Annotated in this window: 19 protein-coding genes and 1 riboswitch; of the genes, 18 read left to right on the top strand and 1 reads right to left on the bottom strand. The window is 68.9% G+C overall.

Going from position 1 to position 21,589, the window contains the following annotated elements; translation table 11 throughout:
* Window positions 1-34: 34 nt before the first annotated feature.
* From BM013_RS26085 to BM013_RS26045, 9 genes are all read left to right on the top strand, one after another.
* Window positions 35-1,165: an acyl-CoA dehydrogenase family protein gene (locus tag BM013_RS26085; protein WP_093130558.1), complete on the top strand. Its 1,131-nt coding sequence runs from the start codon at window positions 35-37 to the stop codon at window positions 1,163-1,165.
* Window positions 1,162-1,995, top strand: coding sequence for a metallophosphoesterase (locus tag BM013_RS26080; protein ID WP_093130557.1), 834 nt, complete (start codon window positions 1,162-1,164; stop codon window positions 1,993-1,995). The genes BM013_RS26085 and BM013_RS26080 overlap by 4 nt, the downstream gene beginning before the upstream one ends.
* 71 nt (window positions 1,996-2,066) lie before the next feature.
* Window positions 2,067-3,866, top strand: coding sequence for a hybrid sensor histidine kinase/response regulator (locus BM013_RS26075; protein ID WP_093130556.1), 1,800 nt, complete (start codon window positions 2,067-2,069; stop codon window positions 3,864-3,866).
* Between the two features lie 75 nt (window positions 3,867-3,941).
* Window positions 3,942-4,373: a YchJ family protein gene (locus BM013_RS26070; RefSeq protein ID WP_093130555.1), complete on the top strand. Its 432-nt coding sequence runs from the start codon at window positions 3,942-3,944 to the stop codon at window positions 4,371-4,373.
* 26 nt (window positions 4,374-4,399) lie between these two features.
* Window positions 4,400-4,505, top strand: a riboswitch (TPP riboswitch).
* Between the two features lie 86 nt (window positions 4,506-4,591).
* Window positions 4,592-6,478, top strand: coding sequence for a phosphomethylpyrimidine synthase ThiC (thiC, locus tag BM013_RS26065; RefSeq protein WP_093130554.1), 1,887 nt, complete (start codon window positions 4,592-4,594; stop codon window positions 6,476-6,478).
* A gap of 97 nt (window positions 6,479-6,575) precedes the next feature.
* Complete coding sequence (locus BM013_RS26060) at window positions 6,576-7,268, top strand: HAD family hydrolase (protein ID WP_093130553.1); 693 nt, start codon at window positions 6,576-6,578, stop codon at window positions 7,266-7,268.
* Between the two features lie 53 nt (window positions 7,269-7,321).
* Window positions 7,322-7,654 carry a thioredoxin family protein gene (locus tag BM013_RS26055; RefSeq protein WP_093130552.1) on the top strand — a complete coding sequence of 111 codons (333 nt, stop codon included), beginning with the start codon at window positions 7,322-7,324 and terminating at the stop codon, window positions 7,652-7,654.
* 112 nt (window positions 7,655-7,766) lie between these two features.
* The gene (locus BM013_RS26050) at window positions 7,767-8,594 is read left to right on the top strand and encodes a helix-turn-helix transcriptional regulator (RefSeq protein WP_093130551.1); all 828 of its coding nucleotides are present in this window, start codon (window positions 7,767-7,769) and stop codon (window positions 8,592-8,594) included.
* A gap of 149 nt (window positions 8,595-8,743) precedes the next feature.
* On the top strand, window positions 8,744-9,856 hold the full coding sequence (locus tag BM013_RS26045; protein ID WP_093130550.1) for an aromatic ring-hydroxylating oxygenase subunit alpha: 1,113 nt from the start codon (window positions 8,744-8,746) through the stop codon (window positions 9,854-9,856).
* Here BM013_RS26045 and BM013_RS26040 read toward each other — a convergent pair.
* Window positions 9,794-10,822, bottom strand: coding sequence for an AraC family transcriptional regulator (locus tag BM013_RS26040; protein ID WP_093130549.1), 1,029 nt, complete (start codon window positions 10,820-10,822; stop codon window positions 9,794-9,796). The genes BM013_RS26045 and BM013_RS26040 overlap by 63 nt on opposite strands.
* Window positions 10,823-10,963: 141 nt before the next feature.
* Between BM013_RS26040 and BM013_RS26035 the strand changes: the two genes are divergently transcribed.
* The 9 genes from BM013_RS26035 to BM013_RS25995 all read left to right on the top strand — a co-directional run bounded on the left by BM013_RS26035 (window position 10,964) and on the right by BM013_RS25995 (window position 21,558).
* Entirely contained in the window at window positions 10,964-12,136 is a 1,173-nt protein-coding gene (locus BM013_RS26035; RefSeq protein ID WP_093130548.1) for an isovaleryl-CoA dehydrogenase, read from the top strand.
* A gap of 143 nt (window positions 12,137-12,279) precedes the next feature.
* The gene (locus BM013_RS26030) at window positions 12,280-13,959 is read left to right on the top strand and encodes an AMP-binding protein (RefSeq protein WP_093130547.1); all 1,680 of its coding nucleotides are present in this window, start codon (window positions 12,280-12,282) and stop codon (window positions 13,957-13,959) included.
* Window positions 13,956-15,581 (top strand): carboxyl transferase domain-containing protein, encoded by a 1,626-nt coding sequence (locus BM013_RS26025; RefSeq protein ID WP_093130546.1) that lies wholly within the window; start codon window positions 13,956-13,958, stop codon window positions 15,579-15,581. The genes BM013_RS26030 and BM013_RS26025 overlap by 4 nt, the downstream gene beginning before the upstream one ends.
* 21 nt (window positions 15,582-15,602) lie before the next feature.
* The gene (locus tag BM013_RS26020) at window positions 15,603-16,472 is read left to right on the top strand and encodes an alpha/beta hydrolase family protein (protein WP_093130545.1); all 870 of its coding nucleotides are present in this window, start codon (window positions 15,603-15,605) and stop codon (window positions 16,470-16,472) included.
* 16 nt (window positions 16,473-16,488) lie between these two features.
* Window positions 16,489-17,289, top strand: coding sequence for an enoyl-CoA hydratase/isomerase family protein (locus BM013_RS26015; RefSeq protein WP_093130544.1), 801 nt, complete (start codon window positions 16,489-16,491; stop codon window positions 17,287-17,289).
* A gap of 5 nt (window positions 17,290-17,294) precedes the next feature.
* The gene (locus BM013_RS26010) at window positions 17,295-17,807 is read left to right on the top strand and encodes an SMI1/KNR4 family protein (RefSeq protein WP_093130543.1); all 513 of its coding nucleotides are present in this window, start codon (window positions 17,295-17,297) and stop codon (window positions 17,805-17,807) included.
* 9 nt (window positions 17,808-17,816) lie between these two features.
* Window positions 17,817-18,491, top strand: a complete 675-nt coding sequence (locus BM013_RS26005; protein ID WP_093130542.1) for a DUF4126 domain-containing protein — start codon at window positions 17,817-17,819, stop codon at window positions 18,489-18,491.
* Window positions 18,484-20,487, top strand: coding sequence for an acetyl-CoA carboxylase biotin carboxylase subunit (locus tag BM013_RS26000; RefSeq protein WP_093130541.1), 2,004 nt, complete (start codon window positions 18,484-18,486; stop codon window positions 20,485-20,487). The genes BM013_RS26005 and BM013_RS26000 overlap by 8 nt, the downstream gene beginning before the upstream one ends.
* Before the next feature lie 69 nt (window positions 20,488-20,556).
* Window positions 20,557-21,558, top strand: coding sequence for a DUF4349 domain-containing protein (locus tag BM013_RS25995; protein ID WP_256221692.1), 1,002 nt, complete (start codon window positions 20,557-20,559; stop codon window positions 21,556-21,558).
* Window positions 21,559-21,589 lie beyond the last annotated feature (31 nt).

Below are 21,589 nucleotides of genomic sequence, written 5' to 3'. Positions count from 1 at the left end.
ACAGCGATTCATAAGAAAGACAGGAGACAACGCCATGCTGCTCAGCACCGACCAGGAAGCCATCCGCGACGCGGTGCGCGACTTCGCACAAGCCGAACTCTGGCCCCACGCCCCCACGTGGGACCGCGAGCACAGCTTTCCGAAGGACGTGCACCAGGGCCTGGCGGCGCTGGGCGCCTACGGCATCTGCGTGCCGGAGGAGCATGGCGGCGCCGGCCTCGACTACCTCACGCTGGCGCTGGTGCTGGAAGAAATCGCGGCCGGCGACGGCGGCACCAGCACCGCCATCAGCGTGACCAACTGCCCCGTCAACGCCATCCTCATGCGCTACGGCAACGCGCAGCAGAAGAAGCAATGGCTCGAGCCGCTGGCGCAAGGGCAGATGCTCGGCGCCTTCTGCCTGACCGAGCCGCAGGCCGGCAGCGATGCATCGAGCCTGCGCACCACCGCGCGCAAGGACGGCGACGGCTACGTGATCGACGGCGTGAAGCAGTTCATCACCAGCGGCAAGAACGGCCAGGTGGCCATCGTCATCGCGGTGACCGACAAGGCCGCGGGCAAGCGCGGCATGAGCGCGTTCATCGTGCCCACCGACGCGCCCGGCTACAACGTGGCGCGGCTGGAAGACAAGCTGGGCCAGCACAGCAGCGACACTGCGCAGATCAACTTCGACGGCTGCCGCATCCCGCGCGAGAACCTGATCGGCGCGGAAGGCGAGGGCTACAAGATTGCGCTCGGCGCGCTGGAAGGCGGGCGCATCGGCATCGCGGCGCAGAGCGTGGGCATGGCGCGCAGCGCCTTCGACGTGGCACTGGCCTACGCCAAGGAACGCCAGGCCTTCGGCGGCACCATCTTCGACCAGCAGGCCGTGGGCTTCCGCCTGGCCGAATGCGCGACGCAGCTCGAAGCCGCGCGCCAGCTGATCTGGCATGCCGCGAGCCTGCGCGACGCCGGCCGGCCGTGCCTGAAGGAAGCCGCCATGGCCAAGCTCTTTGCCAGCGAGATGGCCGAGCGCGTGTGCAGCGCGGCCATCCAGACGCTGGGCGGCTACGGCTACGTGAACGACTTTCCGCTGGAGCGCATCTACCGCGACGTGCGCGTGTGCCAGATCTACGAAGGCACCTCGGACATCCAGAAGCTGCTGATTCAACGCGCGCTGGCGTGAACGCGCGCGGCGGGCGTCGCTGGAGCTGGATCGCCGCCGCAGTCGTGCTGGTGGCGCTGCTGGCTTGGGGCGTCGTCATCGAGCCGCGCTGGGTGGCGGCGCGCGTCGAGCCCTTGAGCTCGCCGCAATGGCAGGCGCCCGCCGGCCTGAAGGTGGCGGTGGCGGGCGACTGGCATCTCACCGAACGCTCGGCGTGGCGCATCACCAGCGTCGAGCGTGCCGCGCGCATCGTCGACGACATCAACGCCGCCCGGCCCGACGTGGTGCTGCTGCCCGGCGACTTCCTGGCCGGCTCGGGCGACGACGAGGCGCTGCCCATCGAGGACATGGCCGCCGTGCTCGGCCGCCTGAAGGCGCCGCAGGGCGTGTACGCGGTGCTCGGCAACCACGACTGGTGGCACGACGGCCAGCGCACCGCCAAGGCGCTCACCGCGCAGGGCATCCGCGTTCTGGAGAACGCCTCGGTGCAGTTGCCTGGTCACGACCTCTGGGTGGTCGGCATCGGCGATCACTCGACCGGCCATTCGGAGCCCGACAAGGCGCTGGCCGGCGTGCCAAAAGGCGCCGCCACGCTGGTCATGATGCACGACCCCTTCAGCTTCGCGACCATGCCGAAAACGCAGGGCCTGGTGGTGGCCTCGCACACGCACGGCGGCCAGGTGCGCATTCCCGGCTACGGCGCGCTGATCGTGCCCGGCGCGGCACCGCGCGACTGGGCTTACGGCTGGATCGCGCACAAGGACAAGCGCATGTACGTGACCAGCGGGCTGGGCGTGAGCATCCTGCCGGTGCGCTTCAACATGCGGCCCGAGTGGGTGATGTTCCAGTAGGCGATAGAGCGACGAGCGACCGGGCTGCAAGGCGGTCACATGCATCGCGCAGAATCGGCCGCACACCGACCATGCCATCGACACCCTCTTCCGGCACCGAATCCGCATCCAGGCCGCTGCTGCAGCAGCTTCGCGGCCATTGGGTCGAGGCGCCCAACGCCAATCCGCTGGTCGACCAGAGCCTGGCGCGCGCCTATGTGATCGACACGCGCGACACGCCGCTGTCGGCCGCCGTCACGGCCGCGGTGTTCTGGGTGCTGTTCCTGGTGCTCACCGGCAACCGCGGCACGCTGGTGTGGGCCGTGCTGGTGCACGCCATGCAATGGAACATGCACCGCCACCTGCACAAGCTGGACCCGGAGGCCATCGACGCCGCCTCGGCCGCGCGCACGCGCCGCCAGCTGGAGCTGCGCATGCTGTTCCCGGGGCTGGTGTGGTCGCTGGCGCCGTGGCTGTTCTTTCCGAGCGGCGACCTTGCCTACATCCTGCTCATGTACTTCTTCGTGAGCGGCACCACCAGCGTGATCATTGCCGCGCTCGCGCAGTGGTGGCTGGCCGCGCTGTGCTTCGGCGTGCCGGTGTTCCTGAGCCTGGCGCTGCGGCTGGTGCTGGAGCCGGGCAGCGTGCCGGTCATCATGGGCTGCCTCGCGGTGTCGCAGCTGCTGGCGGCGCTGCACTACGCGCGCAAGCAGAACCGGCTGATCGTCGGCTCCATCGAGAACGGCTTCGAGAACGCGCGCCTGGCCGAGGCGCTCGCGCGCCAGCTCGACCACGTGGCGCAGCTCGCCGCGCAGCGCGCCCGCATCTTCGCGGCCGCCAACCACGACCTGCGCCAGCCGATGCACGCGCTGGCCATCTTCGTGGACGCGCTCGACACGCGCAGCCCGCCCACGGCGCAGAACCTGCGCTTCATGCGCGACAGCGTCGACGCCCTGCGCGGCTCCATCGACGCGCTGCTCGACATCGCCCAGCTCGACGGCGGCGTGGCCCCGGTGCGGCCCGAGCCGCTGCGCCTGCAGCCGCTGTTCGACGCGCTGCACGGGCGCTTCGCGGCGCTGGCCGCGGCCAAGGGCTTGCGCCTGCGCGTGCGGCCCACGCAGGCCGCGGTGCTGGCCGATGCGCGCATGCTCGCGCGGCTGCTCGGCAACCTGGTGGACAACGCCATCAAGTACACGCCCTCGGGCACGGTGCTGGTCTGCGCGCGGCACGTGGCGCCGGGCGGCTGGCGCATCGAGGTGCGCGATTCGGGCGTAGGCATCGACGCGCAGCACCAGTCGCAGGTGTTCGAGGAGTTCTTCCAGGTCGACAACCCCGGTCGCGACCGCAGCCGCGGGCTCGGCCTGGGCCTGTCGCTGGTGGCGAGCATGGCGCAGGTGATGGGCTCGCGCATCCGGGTGCGCACCGCGCCGGGGCGTGGCAGCACGTTCTCGCTGGTGCTCGAGCAACGGGCTGCAGCAGCCGTTCCGACGGGCGACGACGATCTTTTCGCTTCGACCGCGCCCGAGCAGGAGGCCGCCACCGCGATTCGGATCCTGGTGCTCGACGACGAGCAGCCCGTGCGCGAGGCCATGCGTTCGCTGCTGTCCGCCTGGGGCCACGAGGTGGTGCTGGCGGCCAACCCGCGCGAGGCGCTGCAGCAGGGCGGCGTGTTCGACCTGATGCTGAGCGACCTGCGCCTGGGCAGCGGGCTCTCGGGCCTGGCCGCGGCGCAGGCCCTGCAGGCGGTGGGCAAGGCGCGCCACGTGGTCATCCTCACGGGCGAGACGGCGCATGCCAACCGGGCCGAGGTGGAGCGCGCCGGCTATGCGCTGATCTACAAGCCGGCCGACGCGCGGGCGCTGCGCGCCGCCATCGCGGGCAGCCTGCCCTAGGGTGGACAGGGCCTGGGCGGCTTCGGGCTTGCCCTGTCGGCGCTTCGGGCGCAAGGTGTTCCAATAGCGGTCTTCATGAGCGCCAACGATCCCACCAACGGACCTTGCCCCTGCGGCCGCACCGACCGCCGCGACAAGCCCATCGGCTACACCCTGTGCTGTGGCCGCTACCTCGACGATTTCGAGAACACCCCCGCGCCCGACGCCGAATCCCTGATGCGCTCGCGCTATTCGGCCTTCGTGCTGGAGCGCGGCGACTACCTGCTTGCCACTTGGCATGCCGCGCACCGGCCGGCCTCGATCGAGTTCGAGCCCGGCGTCAAGTGGCTGGGGCTCGACGTGCGCTCGCGCTCGGTGCTCGACGCGGACCATGCCGAGGTCGAGTTCGTGGCGCGCCAGCGTGGCCCCGCCGGCGCCGCCACCCGGCTGCACGAGCGCAGCCGTTTCGTGCGCGAGGGCAATCGTTGGTACTACCTCGACGGGGATCTGCAACTGCCCGTAGCTTGACGCGCGGGCCCGGGGCTCGCACAATCGGCCCCGCTCCGGGGTGCACGCATGTGGCGTGCTGAGATGGCAAAGTTGCCGACCCGCGAACTTGATCCGGGTCATACCGGCGTAAGAAGAGCTGCACTCCCTGACTCCGGTCCGTCATTCCTTTTCATGGCGGGCATCCCGAAGTCCATCGAGCGATTGCGGAGCACCCTGTCCCCACAAGGAGTGCCCCGATGAATGCCCCCGACAAGTTCACCACGCTGCTTTCGCTGACGCGCGAGCCCTTTCCCGCGTCGCACAAGTGCCTGATTCCGGGCAGCCGGCCCGACCTCAACGTGCCGGTGCGCGATGTGCTGCTGACCAACGGCGAGACCGTGTCGCTCTACGACACCTCGGGCCCCTACACCGATGCCAAGGTCGAGATCGACGTGCGCCGCGGCCTGCCCGATGTGCGCGGCGCGTGGATCGCCGAGCGCAACGACACCGAAAGCTACGAGGGCCGCTCGCACCAGGCGCTCGACGAAGGTCTCAAGCACGCCCACGACCACGATGCCCAGCGCCTGGCCGAACTGCGTGCCGGCGCTTCGGCGCTGCAGCGCACGCCGCGCCGCGCCAGGTCGGGCGCCAATGTCACCCAGATGCACTACGCGCGCCGCGGCATCGTCACGCCCGAGATGGAGTACGTGGCCCTGCGCGAGAACGGCAAGCGCGAGTGGATGGCCGAGTACCTGGCCAACGAGGAGCGTGCGAAGCGCGTCATGGGCAACCCGATGGGCGCCACCATTCCGCGCATCATCACGCCCGAGTTCGTGCGCGACGAGGTGGCCCGCGGCCGCGCCATCATTCCGGCCAACATCAACCACCCCGAGGTGGAGCCGATGGCCATCGGGCGCAACTTCAAGGTGAAGATCAACGCCAACATCGGCAACTCGGCCGTCACCTCGAGCATCGAGGAAGAAGTCGAGAAGCTGGTGTGGGCCATCCGCTGGGGCGCCGACAACGTCATGGACCTGTCCACCGGCAAGAACATCCACACCACGCGCGACTGGATCGTGCGCAACTCGCCGGTGCCCATCGGCACCGTGCCGATCTACCAGGCGCTGGAGAAGGTGGGCGGCGTGGCCGAGGACCTGACCTGGGAGATCTACCGCGACACGCTGATCGAGCAGGCAGAGCAGGGCATCGACTACTTCACCATCCACGCCGGCGTGCGCCTGCCGTTCATCCACCTCACGGCGGACCGCATGACGGGCATCGTCTCGCGCGGCGGCTCGATCATGGCCAAGTGGTGCATCGCGCACCACAAGGAGAGCTTCCTGTACACGCACTTCGAGGACATCTGCGACATCATGAAGGCGTACGACGTGAGCTTCTCGCTGGGCGACGGGCTGCGTCCGGGGTCGGGTGCGGATGCCAACGACGAGGCGCAGTTCGCCGAGCTGCGCACGCTGGGCGAGCTCACGCAGATCGCGTGGAAGCACGATGTGCAGACGATGATCGAAGGGCCGGGCCACGTGCCGCTGCACATGATCCAGGCGAACATGGACGAGCAGATCAAGCACTGCCACGAGGCGCCGTTCTACACGCTGGGGCCGCTGACGATCGACATCGCGCCGGGGTATGACCACATCGCGAGTGCCATCGGGGCGGCGATGATCGGGTGGGCGGGGACTGCGATGCTCTGCTACGTGACGCCGAAGGAGCACCTGGGCTTGCCGGATCGCGACGACGTGAAGCAGGGGATCATTGCCTACAAGATCGCTGCGCATGCGGCGGATGTGGCCAAGGGGCATCCGGGGGCACGTTCGCGCGACGACGCGCTGAGCAAGGCGCGCTTCGAGTTTCGCTGGCAGGACCAGTTCAACCTCGGGCTTGATCCCGATACCGCACGCGAATTCCATGACGAGACCTTGCCCAAGGACTCCAGCAAGGTGGCGCACTTCTGCTCGATGTGCGGGCCCAAGTTCTGCTCTATGAAGATCACTCAGGAAGTGCGTGAATACGCTGCCAAGAAGGGCATGGCCGAGGCTGCCGTGATGGCTGAGGGGATGGAGGAGAAATCCAAGGAGTTCATGGCGGGGGGCGGGGAGATGTATATCCCTATTCGAGCGGTGTCCTGACGTTTTTTTCCGGGGCCGGGCGGAATCCCGGCCCCGGAAAACAAATTTCAAAGCGATTGCTACCATCGACAGCAATCCCCCCAAGGCCAATGCAGCAATGAATCAATTCCCCTTCTCCGCAGTCTTGTTCGACTGCGACGGCGTCCTGGTCGATTCAGAACCCATCACCAACCGAGTCCTCGCAGAAATGCTCGGCGAACTGGGCTGGCACCTGACAACCGAAGAATCGATGAACACCTTCACCGGCAAGGCCGTGAAGGACGAAGCCGGCCTCATCGAATCCAGGACCGGCGTCAAGATCACCGACGACTGGCTGAAGGCGTTCAGAGCCCGCCGCAACGAAGCCCTCGAGCGCGACCTCGTCGCCATCCCTCACGCCCCCGCCGCCATCCGCGAGATCCACGCCAAGCTCAAGGGCCGCATCGCCTGCGCATCGGGCGCCGACCGCCACAAGGTCGAACTGCAGCTGGCCAAGGTCGGCCTGCTCGACTGCTTCCAGGGCCGCATCTTCAGCGGCCATGAAATGCCCCGCTCCAAGCCGCACCCCGACGTGTACCTCGCCGCGGCCGAGGCGCTGGGGGTCGACCCGAAGCGCTGCGCCATCGTCGAAGACACCGTCACCGGCGCGATGGCCGGCGTGGCCGCGGGTGCCACGGTGTTCGGCTACAGCACGGGCGAGTCGGGCCACAGCGGCCCGGGGCCGCTGCTGAGCGTGGGCGTGACGCGCGTGTTCAGCGACATGGCCGAATTGCCCGCGCTGCTTTCGGGCTACGGGCTGCAGACGGCCTGAGTTTCTGATGGAATGAGGGCCATCAACGAACGGCAGACAGGAACGACACGCCCATGACCTCCGAATACAAAACCGAGCAACCCGATCGCACCGAGATCGACACGCTCACCGGCCCCGCCGTGGTCGAGTTCGGCACCAACTGGTGCGGCATCTGCAAGGCCGCGCAGCCGAACATCGCCGAGGCCTTCGCCAAGTACCCGACCGTGCGCCGCATCAAGGTGGAGGACGGCAGCGGCCGGCCGCTGGGCCGCTCGTTCAACGTGCGGCTGTGGCCCACGCTGGTGTTCATGCGCGACGGCAAGGAACTCGCGAAGCTGGTGCGCCCGGAAGACAGCCAGTCGATCGCCGACGCGCTCGCGCTGATCGACGCACCGGCCCCCACCTGACGCAACTGGCGCAGTTGATGCTGCCCGGCCCCAGGCCCGACCCGGGTTAGTCCCGAGTCGCACGCGCCCCGCACGGCTTTCGCGCCGGCCCCGCGCGGGCCACAATTTCAGGATGCAGCCGCATCCGCCGCAAGCCACCTGGTCCGTGCCCGCGCTCGCCACGAGCGCGCAGACGCTCGACCTGCGCGCGGTGTCGCTGCTGCTCGACGCACCGCGCGACGCGGCCCCGGCGCGCGCGATGCTGCACTTCCTCAACGCGCTGCTGCCGGTGGAGTTCATCTCGCTGGTCTCGCACGGCGAGGAGCTGCCGGCGCAGCTCGAAGGCCATGCCTTTCACGCCGGCACGCGCAACGTCACGCGCGACTGCTTCACGCAGTACCGCCGGCACTTCTACCTGTTCGACGACGCCACCCGCATCACGCGCCACATGCGCTCGCAGGCGCGCGAGTGCGACACGGTCACCGCGCTGCACCTGCGTTCGCGCGACGTGCCCGACGCGGCCTGGCGCCACCGCATCTACGAGCGCGAGCACCTCACGGAACGGCTCGCGCTGCTGTACATGCCGGCGCCGCGCACGGCGTTTTCCATCAACCTGTACCGCAGCGAATCGATGGGCAGCTTCGCGCCGCAGGAAATCGAACGCGTGCTGGCGGTGTCGCCGCTGCTGCGCCAGGTGCACCGCAACCTGGTGGGCGGCGCGACGGCCCATGCGGACATGCCCACGCGCATCGCGCTCGCCCGCGCACGGCTGGCCGCGGGCGAGGTGCACCTGAGCGCGCGCGAGCTCGACGTGGCCGCGCGCATCGCCTGCGGCATGACCGCCGACGGCATCGCGGCGGACCTCGACATCGCACCGTCCAGCGTGCTCACGCTGCGCAAGCGCGCCTACGCCCGGCTCGGCATCCACGACCGCGCGGCGCTGGCGCGGCGCGCGGCCTGAACCGACATCGGTACCGACATCGGAACCGGCGCTGGCTCAGGCACCGGCTCAGGCGAATAGCCGAGCGTGTCCCCCGCGAAGGGGACGGGCCCGCCGCCCGCGCGCGCCACCATCGCGAAAAACAACCACCCGATGGAGACAAGCGCGCAATGTTCATCCGCAACTGCTGGTATGTGGTCGCCTGGGACCACGAGATTCCCGCCGAAGGCCTGTTCAACCGCACCGTGATCGGTGAGCCGCTGCTGCTGATGCGGCAGTCCGGCGGCGACATCGTGGCGCTCGAAGACCGCTGCTGCCACCGGCTCGCGCCGCTGTCGAAGGGCCGGCGCGAAGGCGACTGCGTGCGCTGCGGCTACCACGGCCTCAAGTTCGACGCGCGGGGCATCTGCGTCGAGGCGCCGGGCATGGAGACGGTGCCGCCCAAGGCCCGCGTGCGCAGCTACCCGGTGGCGGTGCGCAACCGCTGGGTGTTCGTGTGGATGGGCGATGCGGCGCGGGCCGACACCGCGCTGCTGCCCGACAACCATTCCTGCGACGACCCGCAGTGGCTGAACATCCCGGGCTACCTGCACTACGACACGCCGTACCTGCTGATCTGCGACAACCTGCTCGACTTCTCGCACCTGAGCTACGTGCACGAGAAGACGCTGGGCGGCTCGACCGCCATCGCGCAGGCGCGGCCGGCCATCGAGAAGATCGAGCGCGGCCTGCGCGTCACGCGCAAGGTGCCCGACGTGCCGCCGCCCGCCCACTGGGCCGGCGCGCGCGACTTCGGCGACAACCCGCGCTTCGACCGTTGGTTCGTCTACGACTTCGTGCTGCCCGGCACGCTGCTGATGCATTCGGGCGGCCGGCCGGTGGGCGATGCCGAGGGCGACATGCGGCGCGCGGTGGAGCTGCACAGCTGCCAGACGCTCACGCCCGAGACCGAAACCACCACGCACTATTTCTTCCAGCAGTCGCACCGGCCTTCGCTCGGGGGCGAGAAGCTCACGCGCACCATCCACGACAGCCTGATCGTCGCCTTCAACGAAGACCGCGACATGATCACCGCGCAGGCGCGCAACATCGAGCGCGACCCCGCGGCGCCGATGCTGCCGCTGGCAATGGATTCGGCGCTGATCCAGTTCCGCCGGCTGGTGGCGCAGGCCGTGGAGGCCGAGGAGGCAGAGCGCGCGGATCGCTCTGCTGCGGCCGCCTCACAGCCCCTGCTGGCGGAAGTCGCGCGGCGCGTGCCCGGTCCACTGCAGGAAGGCGCGTGAAAAGCTCTTCTCGTTGCGAAAGCCCACCGCCAGCGCCACCTGCTTGATGGGCCGCGTGGTGCGGCGCAGCTGGTCGACGGCCATCTCGTGGCGCACCTCGTTCTTCAGCACCTGCAGCGAGGTGCCTTCCTCGTGCAGCTGTCGGTGCAGCGTGCGGCTGGACACGTTGAGCAGCGCGGCCAGCGCCTCGGCGGTGGTGGCCTCGCTGGCGCGCGAGCGCAGCAGCTCGCGCACGCGCTGGCCCAGCAGCCGGTCGCGCCGGTACTGCAGGATGGTCAGCGGCAGCGCGCGCTTGAGCATGGTGCGCAGCGCGCGCTCGTCGCGCTGCAGCGGCAGCGCCAGGTAGCGCTCGTCGAAGCCGATGCTGGCCTGCGCTTCGCCGAAGCGCACCTCGGGCGTGAACATGGGCGCGTAGGCGTCGGCGTGCGGCGGCGCGGCGAACGGAAAGGTGGCTTCGCGCAGCGAGATGCGCGAGTCGATCGCCCAGCACATGTAGCCGTGCATGAAGCGCAGGCTGGTCACCAGGCAGAACTCGCGAAACGCGTCGCCGAGCGGTCGGTTCTCGGTGATGCGCAGCGTGGCCATGCCGCCCGCCACGTCCAGCGACAGGCCGATGTCCTCGGTCAGCAGCCGGTGGTGGCGGCACCAGCGCTTGATGGCCACGCCCAGGTCGGGCGAGCCGAGCGAGGCGCGGCACAGCATGCCGTAGCTGCCCCAGGGCAAGCGCCGCGAGAACCAGCCGAGCGCCTCGTCGTCGAGTTCCTGCATGGCATGGTCCGACAGCGCCTCGAACTGCGAGGCCGTCACGCGTGCGCCCGGCCGGACCAGTTCGCGCGGCGTGATCTGTGCCGCCTTCAGGGCCTGGGCCGGGTCCATGCCGTAGCGCTCGTAGCCCTGCACGATGGCTCTCACGAAGGCCATCGGCGTGACGGCGCGGGCGGGTCGCAGGAACGAGGGTGAAGACATGGCTGTATTGGGCGGGGCGTGGCGCAATTTGCAACCATTGTGGCGCCAATTGCGGCGCGACGAGGCGTAAGCTGCGATCTTTCAAGCGCCATCCAGCGCGGGTAGCACTGCGCGCCGACCCCTTCAGAGGAGACAAACCCCATGCACGATCCCGGCCTGAACTTCGACCTGGGCGAGACCATCGATTCGCTGCGCAGCGCCATCCAGGACTTCGCCGCGAACGAAATCGCACCGCGCGCCGCCGACATCGACCGCGACAACCTGTTCCCGCACGACCTGTGGCAAAAGCTCGGCGAGCTGGGCCTGCACGGCATGACGGTGAAGGAAGAGTTCGGCGGCACCGAGCTGGGCTACCTGGCCCACATCGTGGCGATGGAAGAAGTCTCGCGTGCCTCGGCCTCGGTGGGCCTGTCCTACGGCGCGCACTCCAACCTGTGCGTGAACCAGATCCACCGCAACGGCAGCGACGCGCAGAAGAAGAAGTACCTGCCCAAGCTGGTGAGCGGCGAGCACGTGGGCGCGCTGGCCATGAGCGAGCCCAACGCCGGCTCCGACGTGGTGAGCATGAAGCTCAAGGCCGAGAAGAAGAACGGCTACTACGTGCTCAACGGCGGCAAGATGTGGATCACCAACGGCGGCGACGCCGACACGCTGGTCATCTACGCCAAGACCGAACCCGAGATGGGCGCGCGCGGCATGACGGCCTTCATCGTCGAGAAGAACTACAAGGGCTTCTCGGCCGGCAACAAGCTCGACAAGCTCGGCATGCGCGGCTCCAACACTTTCCCGCTGTTCTTCGACAACTGCGAAGTGCCCGAAGAGAACGTGCTGGGCGGCGAGGGCATGGGCGCGAAGGTGCTGATGAGCGGCCTCGACTATGAGCGCGCGGTGCTGTCGGGCGGCCCGCTGGGCATCATGGCCGCGTGCATGGACGCGGTGCTGCCCTTCGTTCACGACCGCAAGCAGTTCGGCCAGAGCATCGGCGAGTTCCAGCTGATGCAGGGCAAGCTGGCCGACATGTACTCGACCTGGCAGGCCACGCGCGCCTATGTGTACGCCGTGGGCAAGGCCTGCGACCGCAACGACCACGCGCGCACCTTCCGCAAGGACGCGGCCGGCGCGATTCTGTACTCCGCCGAGAAGGCGACGTGGATGGCCGGCGAGGCGATCCAGGCGCTGGGCGGCGTGGGCTACACGAAGGAGTTTCCGGTCGAGCGGCTGTGGCGCGACGCGAAGCTGTACGAGATCGGCGCGGGCACGAGCGAAATCCGCCGCATGCTGATCGGTCGCGAGCTGTTCGCTGAAACGGCCTAGGATGTTTTTCTCCCTCCCCTTTCGGGGGAGGGCAGGGGTGGGGGCTCGCGGCGGCCGATGAAGCACAGCGCCGAACCGGCGCCGCTCGCCCCCATCCCAACCTTCCCCCGAAAGGGGAAGGAGCCAGACAAGGAGACAAGGAAATGAACATGACCGCTTCGTTGACCGAGAGCTACAACAAGGGCGCCACCGACGTCCCCCTCATCGAACAACCCATCGGCGACTTCTTCGACGACATGGTCGCGAAGCAGCCCGAGCGCGAGGCGCTCGTCAGCCGCCACGAAGGCCAGCGCTACACCTACCGCGCGCTGCAGACCGAATCCGGCAAGCTCGCCAGCGCGCTGCTGAACCTCGGCCTGCAGCCCGGCGACCGCGTGGGCATCTGGTCGCACAACAACGTGCCGTGGGTGCTGATGCAGATCGCCACCGCCAAGGTCGGCCTGATCCTCGTCAACATCAACCCCGCCTACCGCACCTCCGAGCTCGAGTACGCGCTCAACAAGGTCGGCTGCAAGGCGCTGGTGACGATGGCGCAGTTCAAGACCAGCGACTACCTCGGCATGCTGCGCGAGCTGGGCCCGGCACGCCTGCCGCAGCTGCTGCACACCTTCTGGATCGACAAGCCCGGCGAAGGCGCCGAGCAGGCCGGCATGCAGCGCTTCTCGCAGTTGCTGGCGAGCGGCGACGCCTCGGACGCGCGCATCGCGCGGATCCAGAAGACGCTGAAGGCCACGGACCCGATCAACATCCAGTTCACCAGCGGCACCACGGGCTTTCCGAAAGGCGCGACGCTCACGCACCGCAACATCCTGAACAACGGCTTCTTCATCGGCGAGTGCATGAAGCTCTCGCCGGCCGACCGGCTGTGCATTCCGGTGCCGCTGTACCACTGCTTCGGCATGGTGCTGGGCAACCTGGCCTGCCTCACGCACGGCTCGACCATCGTGTACCCGAACGACGGCTTCGACGCGCTCACCGTGCTGGAAACGGTGCAGGCCGAGCAGTGCACCGGCCTGCACGGCGTGCCCACCATGTTCATTGCCGAGCTCGACCATCCGCGCTTCAAGGAGTTCGACCTGTCGACCCTGCGCACCGGCATCATGGCCGGCTCGCCGTGCCCCATCGAGGTGATGAAGCGCGTGGTCAGCGAGATGCACCTGGGCGAGATCACCATCGCCTACGGCATGACCGAGACCAGCCCCGTGAGCTGCCAGAGCAGCACCGACACGCCGCTGGACCGCCGCGTGTCCACCGTGGGCACCGTGCAGCCGCACCTGGAGGTGAAGATCGTCGACCCCGAGACCGGCGCCATCATGCCGCCGGGCCAGTCGGGCGAACTGTGCACGCGCGGCTACTCGGTGATGCACGGCTACTGGGACGACGAGCCGCGCACGCGCGAGGCCATCGACCCCGAGCACTGGATGCACACGGGCGACCTGGCCACGATGGACGCCGAGGGCTACGTCAACATCGTCGGGCGCATCAAGGACCTGGTGATCCGCGGCGGCGAGAACATCTACCCGCGCGAGATCGAGGAGTTCCTGTACCGCCACCCCAAGGTGCAGGACGTGCAGGTGGTCGGCCTGCCCGACAAGAAGTACGGCGAAGAGCTGTGCGCGTGGATCATCGTCAAGCCCGGCCAGAGCGCCACCGACGAGGAGATCCGCAGCTTCTGCAAGGGCCAGATCGCGCACTACAAGGTGCCGAAGTACATCCAGTTCGTCACCGAATTCCCGATGACCGTGACCGGCAAGATCCAGAAATTCAAGATCCGTGACGCGATGACCGAACAACTCGGCCTCCGCCAGGAAAAGACAGCATGAGCCAACTCGAAACCAAACTCAACGCCCGTTCGGCCGACTTCCAGGCCAATGCCACCGCCATGCGCGCGCTGGTCGAAGACCTGCACAAGCAGTTCGCCAAAGTGGAGCAGGGCGGCGGCGAGGCCGCGCGCGCCAAGCACACCGCGCGCGGCAAGCTGCTGCCACGCGACCGCGTGGCCGAGCTGCTCGACCCGGGCACGCCCTTCCTCGAAATCGCGCCGCTGGCCGCGCATGCGATGTACCTCGATGCCAAGGGGGCCGAGTCGGCGCCGGGCGCGGGCCTCATCGCGGGCATCGGCCGCGTGAACGGCGTCGACTGCATGATCGTGTGCAACGACGCGACGGTGAAGGGCGGCACCTACTACCCGCTGACCGTCAAGAAGCACCTGCGCGCGCAGGAGATCGCCGAGCAGAACCGCCTGCCCTGCATCTACCTGGTCGACTCGGGCGGCGCCAACCTGCCCAACCAGGACGAGGTGTTTCCCGACCGCGACCACTTCGGCCGCATCTTCTACAACCAGGCCAACATGAGCGCCCAGGGCATCCCGCAGATCGCGGTGGTCATGGGCTCGTGCACGGCCGGCGGCGCCTACGTGCCGGCGATGAGCGACGAGTCGATCATCGTGAAGAACCAGGGCACCATCTTCCTGGGCGGCCCCCCGCTCGTGAAGGCGGCCACGGGCGAGGTCGTGACGGCCGAGGACCTCGGCGGCGGCGACGTGCACACGCGCCTGTCGGGCGTGGTCGACCACCTCGCGCAGAACGACCTGCACGCGCTGGCGCTCGCGCGCTCGGCGGTGGCGAACCTCAATGCGAAGACCGCCGCAGAAGGCGGCGGCAAGGCCGCGGTGCGCGAGCCAGCGTTCCCGCGCGAAGAGCTCTACGGCGTGATCCCGACCGACACGCGCAAGCCCTTCGACGTGCGCGAGATCATTGCGCGCATCGTCGACGGCAGCGAGTTCCACGAGTTCAAGGCGCGCTTCGGCGCCACGCTGGTCTGCGGCTTCGCCGAGATCGAGGGCATGCCCGTGGGCATCGTCGCCAACAACGGCATCCTGTTCAGCGAGTCGGCGCAGAAGGGCGCGCACTTCATCGAGCTGTGCTGCCAGCGCAAGATCCCGCTGGTGTTCCTGCAGAACATCACCGGCTTCATGGTGGGGCGCAAGTACGAGAACGAAGGCATTGCGCGCCATGGCGCCAAGATGGTGACGGCCGTGGCCACCGCCAACGTGCCCAAGTTCACGATCATCATCGGCGGCAGCTTCGGCGCCGGCAACTACGGCATGTGCGGGCGCGCCTACAGCCCGCGCTTCCTGTGGATGTGGCCCAACGCGCGCATCAGCGTCATGGGCGGCGAGCAGGCCGCGAGCGTGCTGGCCACCGTGAAGCGCGACGGCATCGAGCTCAAGGGCGGCAGCTGGAGCAAGGACGAGGAAGAAGCCTTCAAGGCGCCGATCCGCCAGCAGTACGAAGACCAGGGCCACCCCTACTACGCCACCGCGCGCATCTGGGACGACGGCATCATCGATCCGGCCGACACGCGCCGCGTGCTCGCGCTGGGCCTGGCGGCCGCGCGCAACGCGCCGATCCCCGAGCCGAAGTTCGGCATCTTCCGCATGTAAGAGCCGGCCAGGGACCCCGTCATGACGCTGCGCACATTCACGTTCATTGCCGCACTGCTCTGCTGCGCGCTCGGTGGGCAGGCGCAGGCGCAGGCCGTGGCGCGCCGCGACGTCGAGATCCCGATGACGGTCAAGGGCTTCTTCGGCGAGTCGCGCATCAAGCTCGCCGCCATCGAATACAGGCCCGAGGGCGACGGGCCGTTTCCGGTGCTGGTGATCAACCACGGCACGCCGCGCTCGCCCGCCGAGTTCCCCAAGATGCAGGACCGCTACGAGCGGCAGGCCGAGATGTTCGCCAAGCACGGCTTCGTGGTCATCAACCCGATGCGCCGCGGCTACGGCAAGTCCGACGGGCCGTGGGCCGAGAACTACTTCAGCTGCGCCAACCCCGACTACGTGCAGGCCGGCCTGGAGAGCGCGAAGGACATCGGCGCCGCGCTCGACTACGCGCGCACGCTGCCGTACGCCGACGCGCAGCACATGGTGCTGCTGGGCAAGTCGGCCGGCGGCTTCGGGGTGCTGGCGCTCTCCAGCCTGAACCCGGCCGGCGTGGTCGGCACCATCAACTTTGCCGGCGGGCGCGGCTCGCGTGGCCCCGACGACGTGTGCAACGAGGCAAAGCTGGTCGATGCCTTCGGCCGCTATGCCTCGACCACCAGGGTGCCGATGCTGTGGGTCTATTCGGAGAACGACCACTTCTTCGGCCCCGCGTTGGCGGGCCGGCTGCTGGCGGCCTACAAGGCCCAGGGCGTCGATGTGCGCTTCGAGGGCGTGCCGCCCTACGGCAACGACGGCCACGCCTTCTTCGAAGGCCGCGCCAACGTCGCGACCTGGGTGCCCATGGTGGACCGGTTCCTCGCGAAGCTGGGCCTGCCCCAGCACCTGCAATGACGACAAGACAACAGACATGAGCGACTACACCAAACTGCAACTGAGCTTCGATGGCGCCATCGCCCGCATCTGGCTCGACCAGCCCGACGCCCGCAACGCCTTCGACGACATCGTCATCGCCGAGTTGACGCGGGCCTTCACCGAAGCCGGCGCCGCCGCGCAGGTGAAAGCCGTGGTGCTCGGCGCGAACGGCCCGGCCTTCTGCGCCGGCGCCAACCTCAACTGGATGCGCCGCATGGCCGACTACACGCGCGACGAGAACATCGCCGACGCGGGCAAGCTGGCCGCCATGCTGCGCACCATCGCCGAGTGCCCCAAGCCCACCATCGCGCGCGTGCAGGGCGACGTGTACGCGGGCGGCATGGGGCTGGTTGCGGCCTGCGACATGGCCGTGAGCGTCGATACGGCCTGGTACTGCCTGAGCGAAGTGAAGATCGGCCTGGTGCCCGCGACCATCAGCCCGTACGTGCTGCGCGCGATGGGCACGCGCGCGTCGCAGCGCTACTTCGTCACGGCCGAACGCTTCTCCGCCGCCGAGGCGCATCGCATCGGCTTCGTGCATGAAACGGTCGCGGCCGGCGCGCTCGACGCCAAGGTCGACGAACTCGTGAAGGCGCTGACCGGCGCGAGCCCGGCCGCAGTGCGCGCCTGCAAGCAGCTGATTGCCGATGTGGCCGGCCAGGAGATCGACGACGCGCTGATCGCGAAGACGGTCGAAGGCATCGCCGACATCCGCGCCAGCGACGAGGGCCGCGAAGGCGTGCAGGCCTTCCTGCAGAAGCGCAAGCCGTCGTGGCTGGAAGCGAACAAGGGCTGAGCGGCATGTCGCACGGCGCACTCATCGAACCCATCCAGCGCATGGACGCGTGGCTGGCCGCGCACCGCGCGGACTACCGCGCGCTGCTGCGGCCCGGCGTGGACGACGCCGCGCTCGACGCGTTCGAGGCCAGGTTCTCGCTGAAGCTGCCCGAAGCCTTTCGCGCGCTCTACCGCTGGCGCAACGGCCAGCCGAACAGCGCATTCGACAGCCTGCAGGACAACCGCATGTTCAGCGCGCTCGAGGACATCGCCGACACCAAGGAGATGCTCGACGAGATGATCGGCACCGACTTCGAAGACCCCGCCACCTGGCGGCGCGGCTGGGTGCCCTTTCTGTCGAACGGCGGCGGCAGCCACCTGTGCGTCGACATCGATGCCGAAGGTGGCGGCCAGCCCGGGCAACTGATTGCGTTCTGGAAAGCCGACGAAGACCGCCCCGTGGAACACGCGTCGTTCGACGCATGGCTCACGGACCTCGTGGCTTCCATGGAAGCCGGCACCATCGAGTTCGACTGAGGCCCCGCCATGAACACCAGCCTCGACATGCCCCAACTGCTCGCGCTGGCCGCCGCCATCGGCTGGGCCAGCGGCGTGCGGCTGTACCTGGTCGTGCTGCTGACCGGCGTCGTCGGCTACTTCGGCTGGGTGCCGTTGCCCAGCGGGCTGCAGCTGCTGGCGCATCCGGTGGTCATCGCGGCCAGCGGCTTCATGGTGTTCGTCGAGTTCTTCGCCGACAAGATTCCCGGGCTCGACTCGCTGTGGGACGTGGTGCACACGGCCATCCGCATTCCGGCGGGCGCGGCGCTCGCGGCCAGCGTGTTCGGCGCCGACCATGGCGTGATGGCGCTCGTCGCGGCGCTGGTGGGCGGTGGCTTCGCGGCCACGGCGCATGCGGCCAAGGCCACCACGCGCGCGGCCATCAACACCTCGCCCGAGCCGTTCTCCAACGTGGGCGCGTCGCTGGTCGAGGACACCATGGTGCCCGCGGGGCTGTGGCTGGCGGTGGCGCACCCCTTCGTCTTTCTCGTGCTGTTCGTGCTGGTGCTTGTGCTGAGCGTGTGGCTCATCCGCAAGAGCTGGCGTTTCCTCAAGGCGCTGTTCGCCCGCGTGGCCCGCATCTTCAGCGGCCGACCCGATCCGGGCGTGGTGCCCGCGTTTCAACTGAAAAAGAATCCTCCGGGAGACACTCCGAATGTTTAAGAAGATCCTGATCGCCAACCGCGGCGAAATCGCTTGCCGCGTTGCAGCCACCGCGCGCCGCATGGCCATCCGCACGGTTGCCGTGTACTCCGATGCCGACGCGCACGCCAACCATGTGCGTGCCTGCGACGAGTCGGTGCACATCGGCGGCAGCGCGCCGAAGGACAGCTACCTGCGCTGGGAAAAGATCCTCGAAGCCGCCAAGGCCACGGGCGCGGAGGCCGTGCACCCGGGCTACGGCTTCCTGAGCGAGAACGAAGAGTTCGCGCAGGCCTGCGCCGACGCCGGCCTGGTCTTCATCGGCCCGCCGCCCTCTGCCATCAAGGCGATGGGCCTGAAGGCCGAGTCGAAGCAGCTGATGGAGAAGGCCGGCGTGCCGCTGGTGCCCGGCTACCACGGCCACGACCAGGACCCGCAGCTGCTGCAGCGCGAGGCCGACCGCATCGGCTACCCGGTGCTCATCAAGGCCAGCGCCGGCGGCGGCGGCAAGGGCATGCGCGCGGTCGACAAGGCCGAGGACTTCGCCGCCGCGCTGGCCTCCTGCCAGCGCGAGGCCATCAACAGCTTCGGCGACGACGCCGTGCTGATCGAGAAGTACGTGCAACGCCCGCGCCACATCGAGATCCAGGTGTTCGGCGACACGCAAGGCAACTACGTGTATCTGTTCGAGCGCGACTGCTCGGTGCAGCGCCGCCACCAGAAGGTGCTCGAAGAAGCGCCCGCGCCCGGCATGACCGAGGCGATGCGCAAGCAGATGGGCGATGCCGCCGTGTCCGCCGCGCGTGCCGTGAACTACGTGGGCGCGGGCACGGTGGAATTCATCGTCGAGCAGCGCGAAGGCGGCGAGATGAACTTCTTCTTCATGGAGATGAACACGCGCCTGCAGGTCGAGCACCCTGTGACCGAAGCCATCACCGGCCAGGACCTGGTCGAGTGGCAGCTGCGCGTGGCCTCGGGCGAAGCGCTGCCCGCGAAGCAGGCCGACCTGCAGATCCACGGCCATGCCATCGAGGCGCGCATCTGCGCCGAGAACCCCGACAACAACTTCCTGCCCGCCACCGGCACCTTGCGCGTGTACCGCAAGCCGCAGGCCACCGCCTTCCAGCGCAGCCGCGTGCGCATCGACGACGGCGTGCGCGAGGGCGGCGAGATCTCGCCGTTCTACGACTCGATGATCGCCAAGCTCATCGTGCACGGCACCACGCGCGAAGAAGCGCTGGCCCGGCTCGACGCCGCGCTGGCACAGGTGCAGATCGTGGGCGTGCAGACCAACGTGCAGTTCCTGCGCGGCATCCTGGCGACCGAGTCGTTCGCGAAGGCCAACCTGGACACCGCGCTGATCGAGCGCGAGCGCGCCGTGCTGTTCGAACGCGAGACGCTGGGCCTGCCGCTGGCCGCGGCCGCGGCCATCACGCGCACGCTGGTCACCGAGCGCCCGGTGGGCGCGCCCGACCCGTTCGAGCGCCGCGACGGCTGGCGTTCGCACGGCGAGTACCTGCGCCGCTTCGACTTCGAGTTCCGCGGCGCCGAGCAGGTCGCCCTGCTGAGCTACAGGCGCGACGGCAGCCTGTGGCTCGAAGCCGGCGGCGCCCAGGGGCCGCTGGTGGTCGGCCAGTTCCCGACCGGCGAGTTCGAGGTGGAGTTCGCCGGCACGCGCCAGACGCTGGACGTGCACCTCGACGGCGCCACGGCGCACGTCTTCGCGTCGAAGGGCGCGACGAAGATCACCGCCATCGACCGCCTGGTCCACGCCGGCGACACCCAGGCCGAAGGCGGCCGGCTCACCGCGCCGATGCCCGGCAAGGTCGTGTCCTTCGCGGTCAAGGCCGGCGACAAGGTCAGCCGCGGCCAGCCGCTGGCGGTGATGGAGGCCATGAAGATGGAGCACACCATCGCCGCGCCGGCCGACGGCACGGTCGACGAGCTGATGTTCGCGCCGGGCGAGCAGGTGGCCGAAGGCGAGGAGCTGTTGCGAATGAGTGCCGCTGCCGCCTGAAAAAAAGTTAACCCCGTTGCGGGCGCCCGCCCGTATCAGCTGCGGTAGTCATCACTCAAGGGAAATCCCATGACCTATCGCATGCTGTCTTGCACGCTTCGCCCCGCGTCCGCGCCCCGTTTCCTGTCTGCCCGCCACCGCTCGGGCATCGTCCTGCTGGCCCTGGCGGCCGCCCTGTCGCTCGCCGGCTGCAACCGTACCCAGGACGAGACCGCCACGCTCGCCGAGCCGGCGCCGGCGCCGTCTTCGGCACCGGCGCCCATGCAGGCCGCGGCCAGCTATGCCGGCGGCATGGCCCGCAAGGAGCAGCGCATGCGGTCGGCCGAGCAGGCGTCCGCGGACCAGGCCCAGGGCGGGCAGGACACGCCGCTGCAGCGCTTCCTAGCGGTGCGGCAGGACCTGAACGTCGAGGTGCCGTCCGAGCAACTGGCCGATGCCTGGGGCAAGGTGCGCGACCTGTGCGGCACGCTGAAGTGCGAGCTGCTGTCGTCGTCGCTGCTGCGCGAGACGCCGCAGCAGCCCGGCAACGCCATGCTCGAAGTGCGCGTGGAACCGGCCGATGTCGACAAGCTGCTCGGCGGCCTGGCCGGCGTGGCGAACGTGGTCTCGCACACCACCACCAGCGAGGACAAGACCGCCGAGGTGATCGACGTCGAGGCCCGCATCAGGAACCGCACCGAGTTCCGCGACAGCCTGCGCGTCATGCTGCGCGACACCGTCACCAAGCGCACCATGGCCGACCTGCTGGCCATCCAGCGCACGCTGTCGGACACCCAGGCCGAGCTTGACGCCAGCGCCACGCAGCGCAAGGTGCTGGCGCAGCAGACCGGCAAGCAGCACATCCAGATCCAGTTCACGCCCAAGCGCGCGCTGGTGAGCAACGGCGGCGGCTACAGCCCGATGGGGCATGCGCTGCGCAACGCGGGCTCGGTGCTGGCGCAGAGCGTGGGCTCGCTCATCACCTTCGTGGCGGCGGTGTTGCCGTGGCTGCTGCTGGTGGTGCTGCCGATGGGGTGGCTGGTGCGGGTGCTGTGGCGCCGCCGCCGCCAGGGTGGTTCTAAGATCGCGTGAGGCCCGCGACCGGGTCCTTTTCCCCACAGAG

Source organism: Variovorax sp. OK605 (assembly GCF_900115445.1).
Taxonomy (GTDB): Bacteria; Pseudomonadota; Gammaproteobacteria; order Burkholderiales; family Burkholderiaceae_C; genus Variovorax.
This window is presented reverse-complemented; position numbering and strand designations above follow the sequence as displayed.

Excerpts from the sequence above, each read along its gene's own strand:
- BM013_RS26050 (WP_093130551.1), top strand. The coding sequence starts at position 7,767 with ATGCAGCCGCATCCGCCGCAAGCCACCTGGTCCGTGCCCGCGCTCGCC.
- BM013_RS26010 (WP_093130543.1), top strand. The coding sequence starts at position 17,295 with ATGTCGCACGGCGCACTCATCGAACCCATCCAGCGCATGGACGCGTGG.
- BM013_RS26040 (WP_093130549.1), bottom strand. The coding sequence starts at position 10,822 with ATGTCTTCACCCTCGTTCCTGCGACCCGCCCGCGCCGTCACGCCGATG.
- BM013_RS26070 (WP_093130555.1), top strand. The coding sequence starts at position 3,942 with ATGAGCGCCAACGATCCCACCAACGGACCTTGCCCCTGCGGCCGCACC.
- BM013_RS26075 (WP_093130556.1), top strand. The coding sequence starts at position 2,067 with ATGCCATCGACACCCTCTTCCGGCACCGAATCCGCATCCAGGCCGCTG.
- BM013_RS26060 (WP_093130553.1), top strand. The coding sequence starts at position 6,576 with ATGAATCAATTCCCCTTCTCCGCAGTCTTGTTCGACTGCGACGGCGTC.
- thiC (WP_093130554.1), top strand. The coding sequence starts at position 4,592 with ATGAATGCCCCCGACAAGTTCACCACGCTGCTTTCGCTGACGCGCGAG.
- BM013_RS26055 (WP_093130552.1), top strand. The coding sequence starts at position 7,322 with ATGACCTCCGAATACAAAACCGAGCAACCCGATCGCACCGAGATCGAC.
- BM013_RS26030 (WP_093130547.1), top strand. The coding sequence starts at position 12,280 with ATGAACATGACCGCTTCGTTGACCGAGAGCTACAACAAGGGCGCCACC.
- BM013_RS26000 (WP_093130541.1), top strand. The coding sequence starts at position 18,484 with ATGTTTAAGAAGATCCTGATCGCCAACCGCGGCGAAATCGCTTGCCGC.
- BM013_RS26020 (WP_093130545.1), top strand. The coding sequence starts at position 15,603 with ATGACGCTGCGCACATTCACGTTCATTGCCGCACTGCTCTGCTGCGCG.
- BM013_RS26035 (WP_093130548.1), top strand. The coding sequence starts at position 10,964 with ATGCACGATCCCGGCCTGAACTTCGACCTGGGCGAGACCATCGATTCG.
- BM013_RS26005 (WP_093130542.1), top strand. The coding sequence starts at position 17,817 with ATGAACACCAGCCTCGACATGCCCCAACTGCTCGCGCTGGCCGCCGCC.
- BM013_RS26085 (WP_093130558.1), top strand. The coding sequence starts at position 35 with ATGCTGCTCAGCACCGACCAGGAAGCCATCCGCGACGCGGTGCGCGAC.
- BM013_RS26025 (WP_093130546.1), top strand. The coding sequence starts at position 13,956 with ATGAGCCAACTCGAAACCAAACTCAACGCCCGTTCGGCCGACTTCCAG.
- BM013_RS26015 (WP_093130544.1), top strand. The coding sequence starts at position 16,489 with ATGAGCGACTACACCAAACTGCAACTGAGCTTCGATGGCGCCATCGCC.
- BM013_RS26045 (WP_093130550.1), top strand. The coding sequence starts at position 8,744 with ATGTTCATCCGCAACTGCTGGTATGTGGTCGCCTGGGACCACGAGATT.
- BM013_RS25995 (WP_256221692.1), top strand. The coding sequence starts at position 20,557 with ATGACCTATCGCATGCTGTCTTGCACGCTTCGCCCCGCGTCCGCGCCC.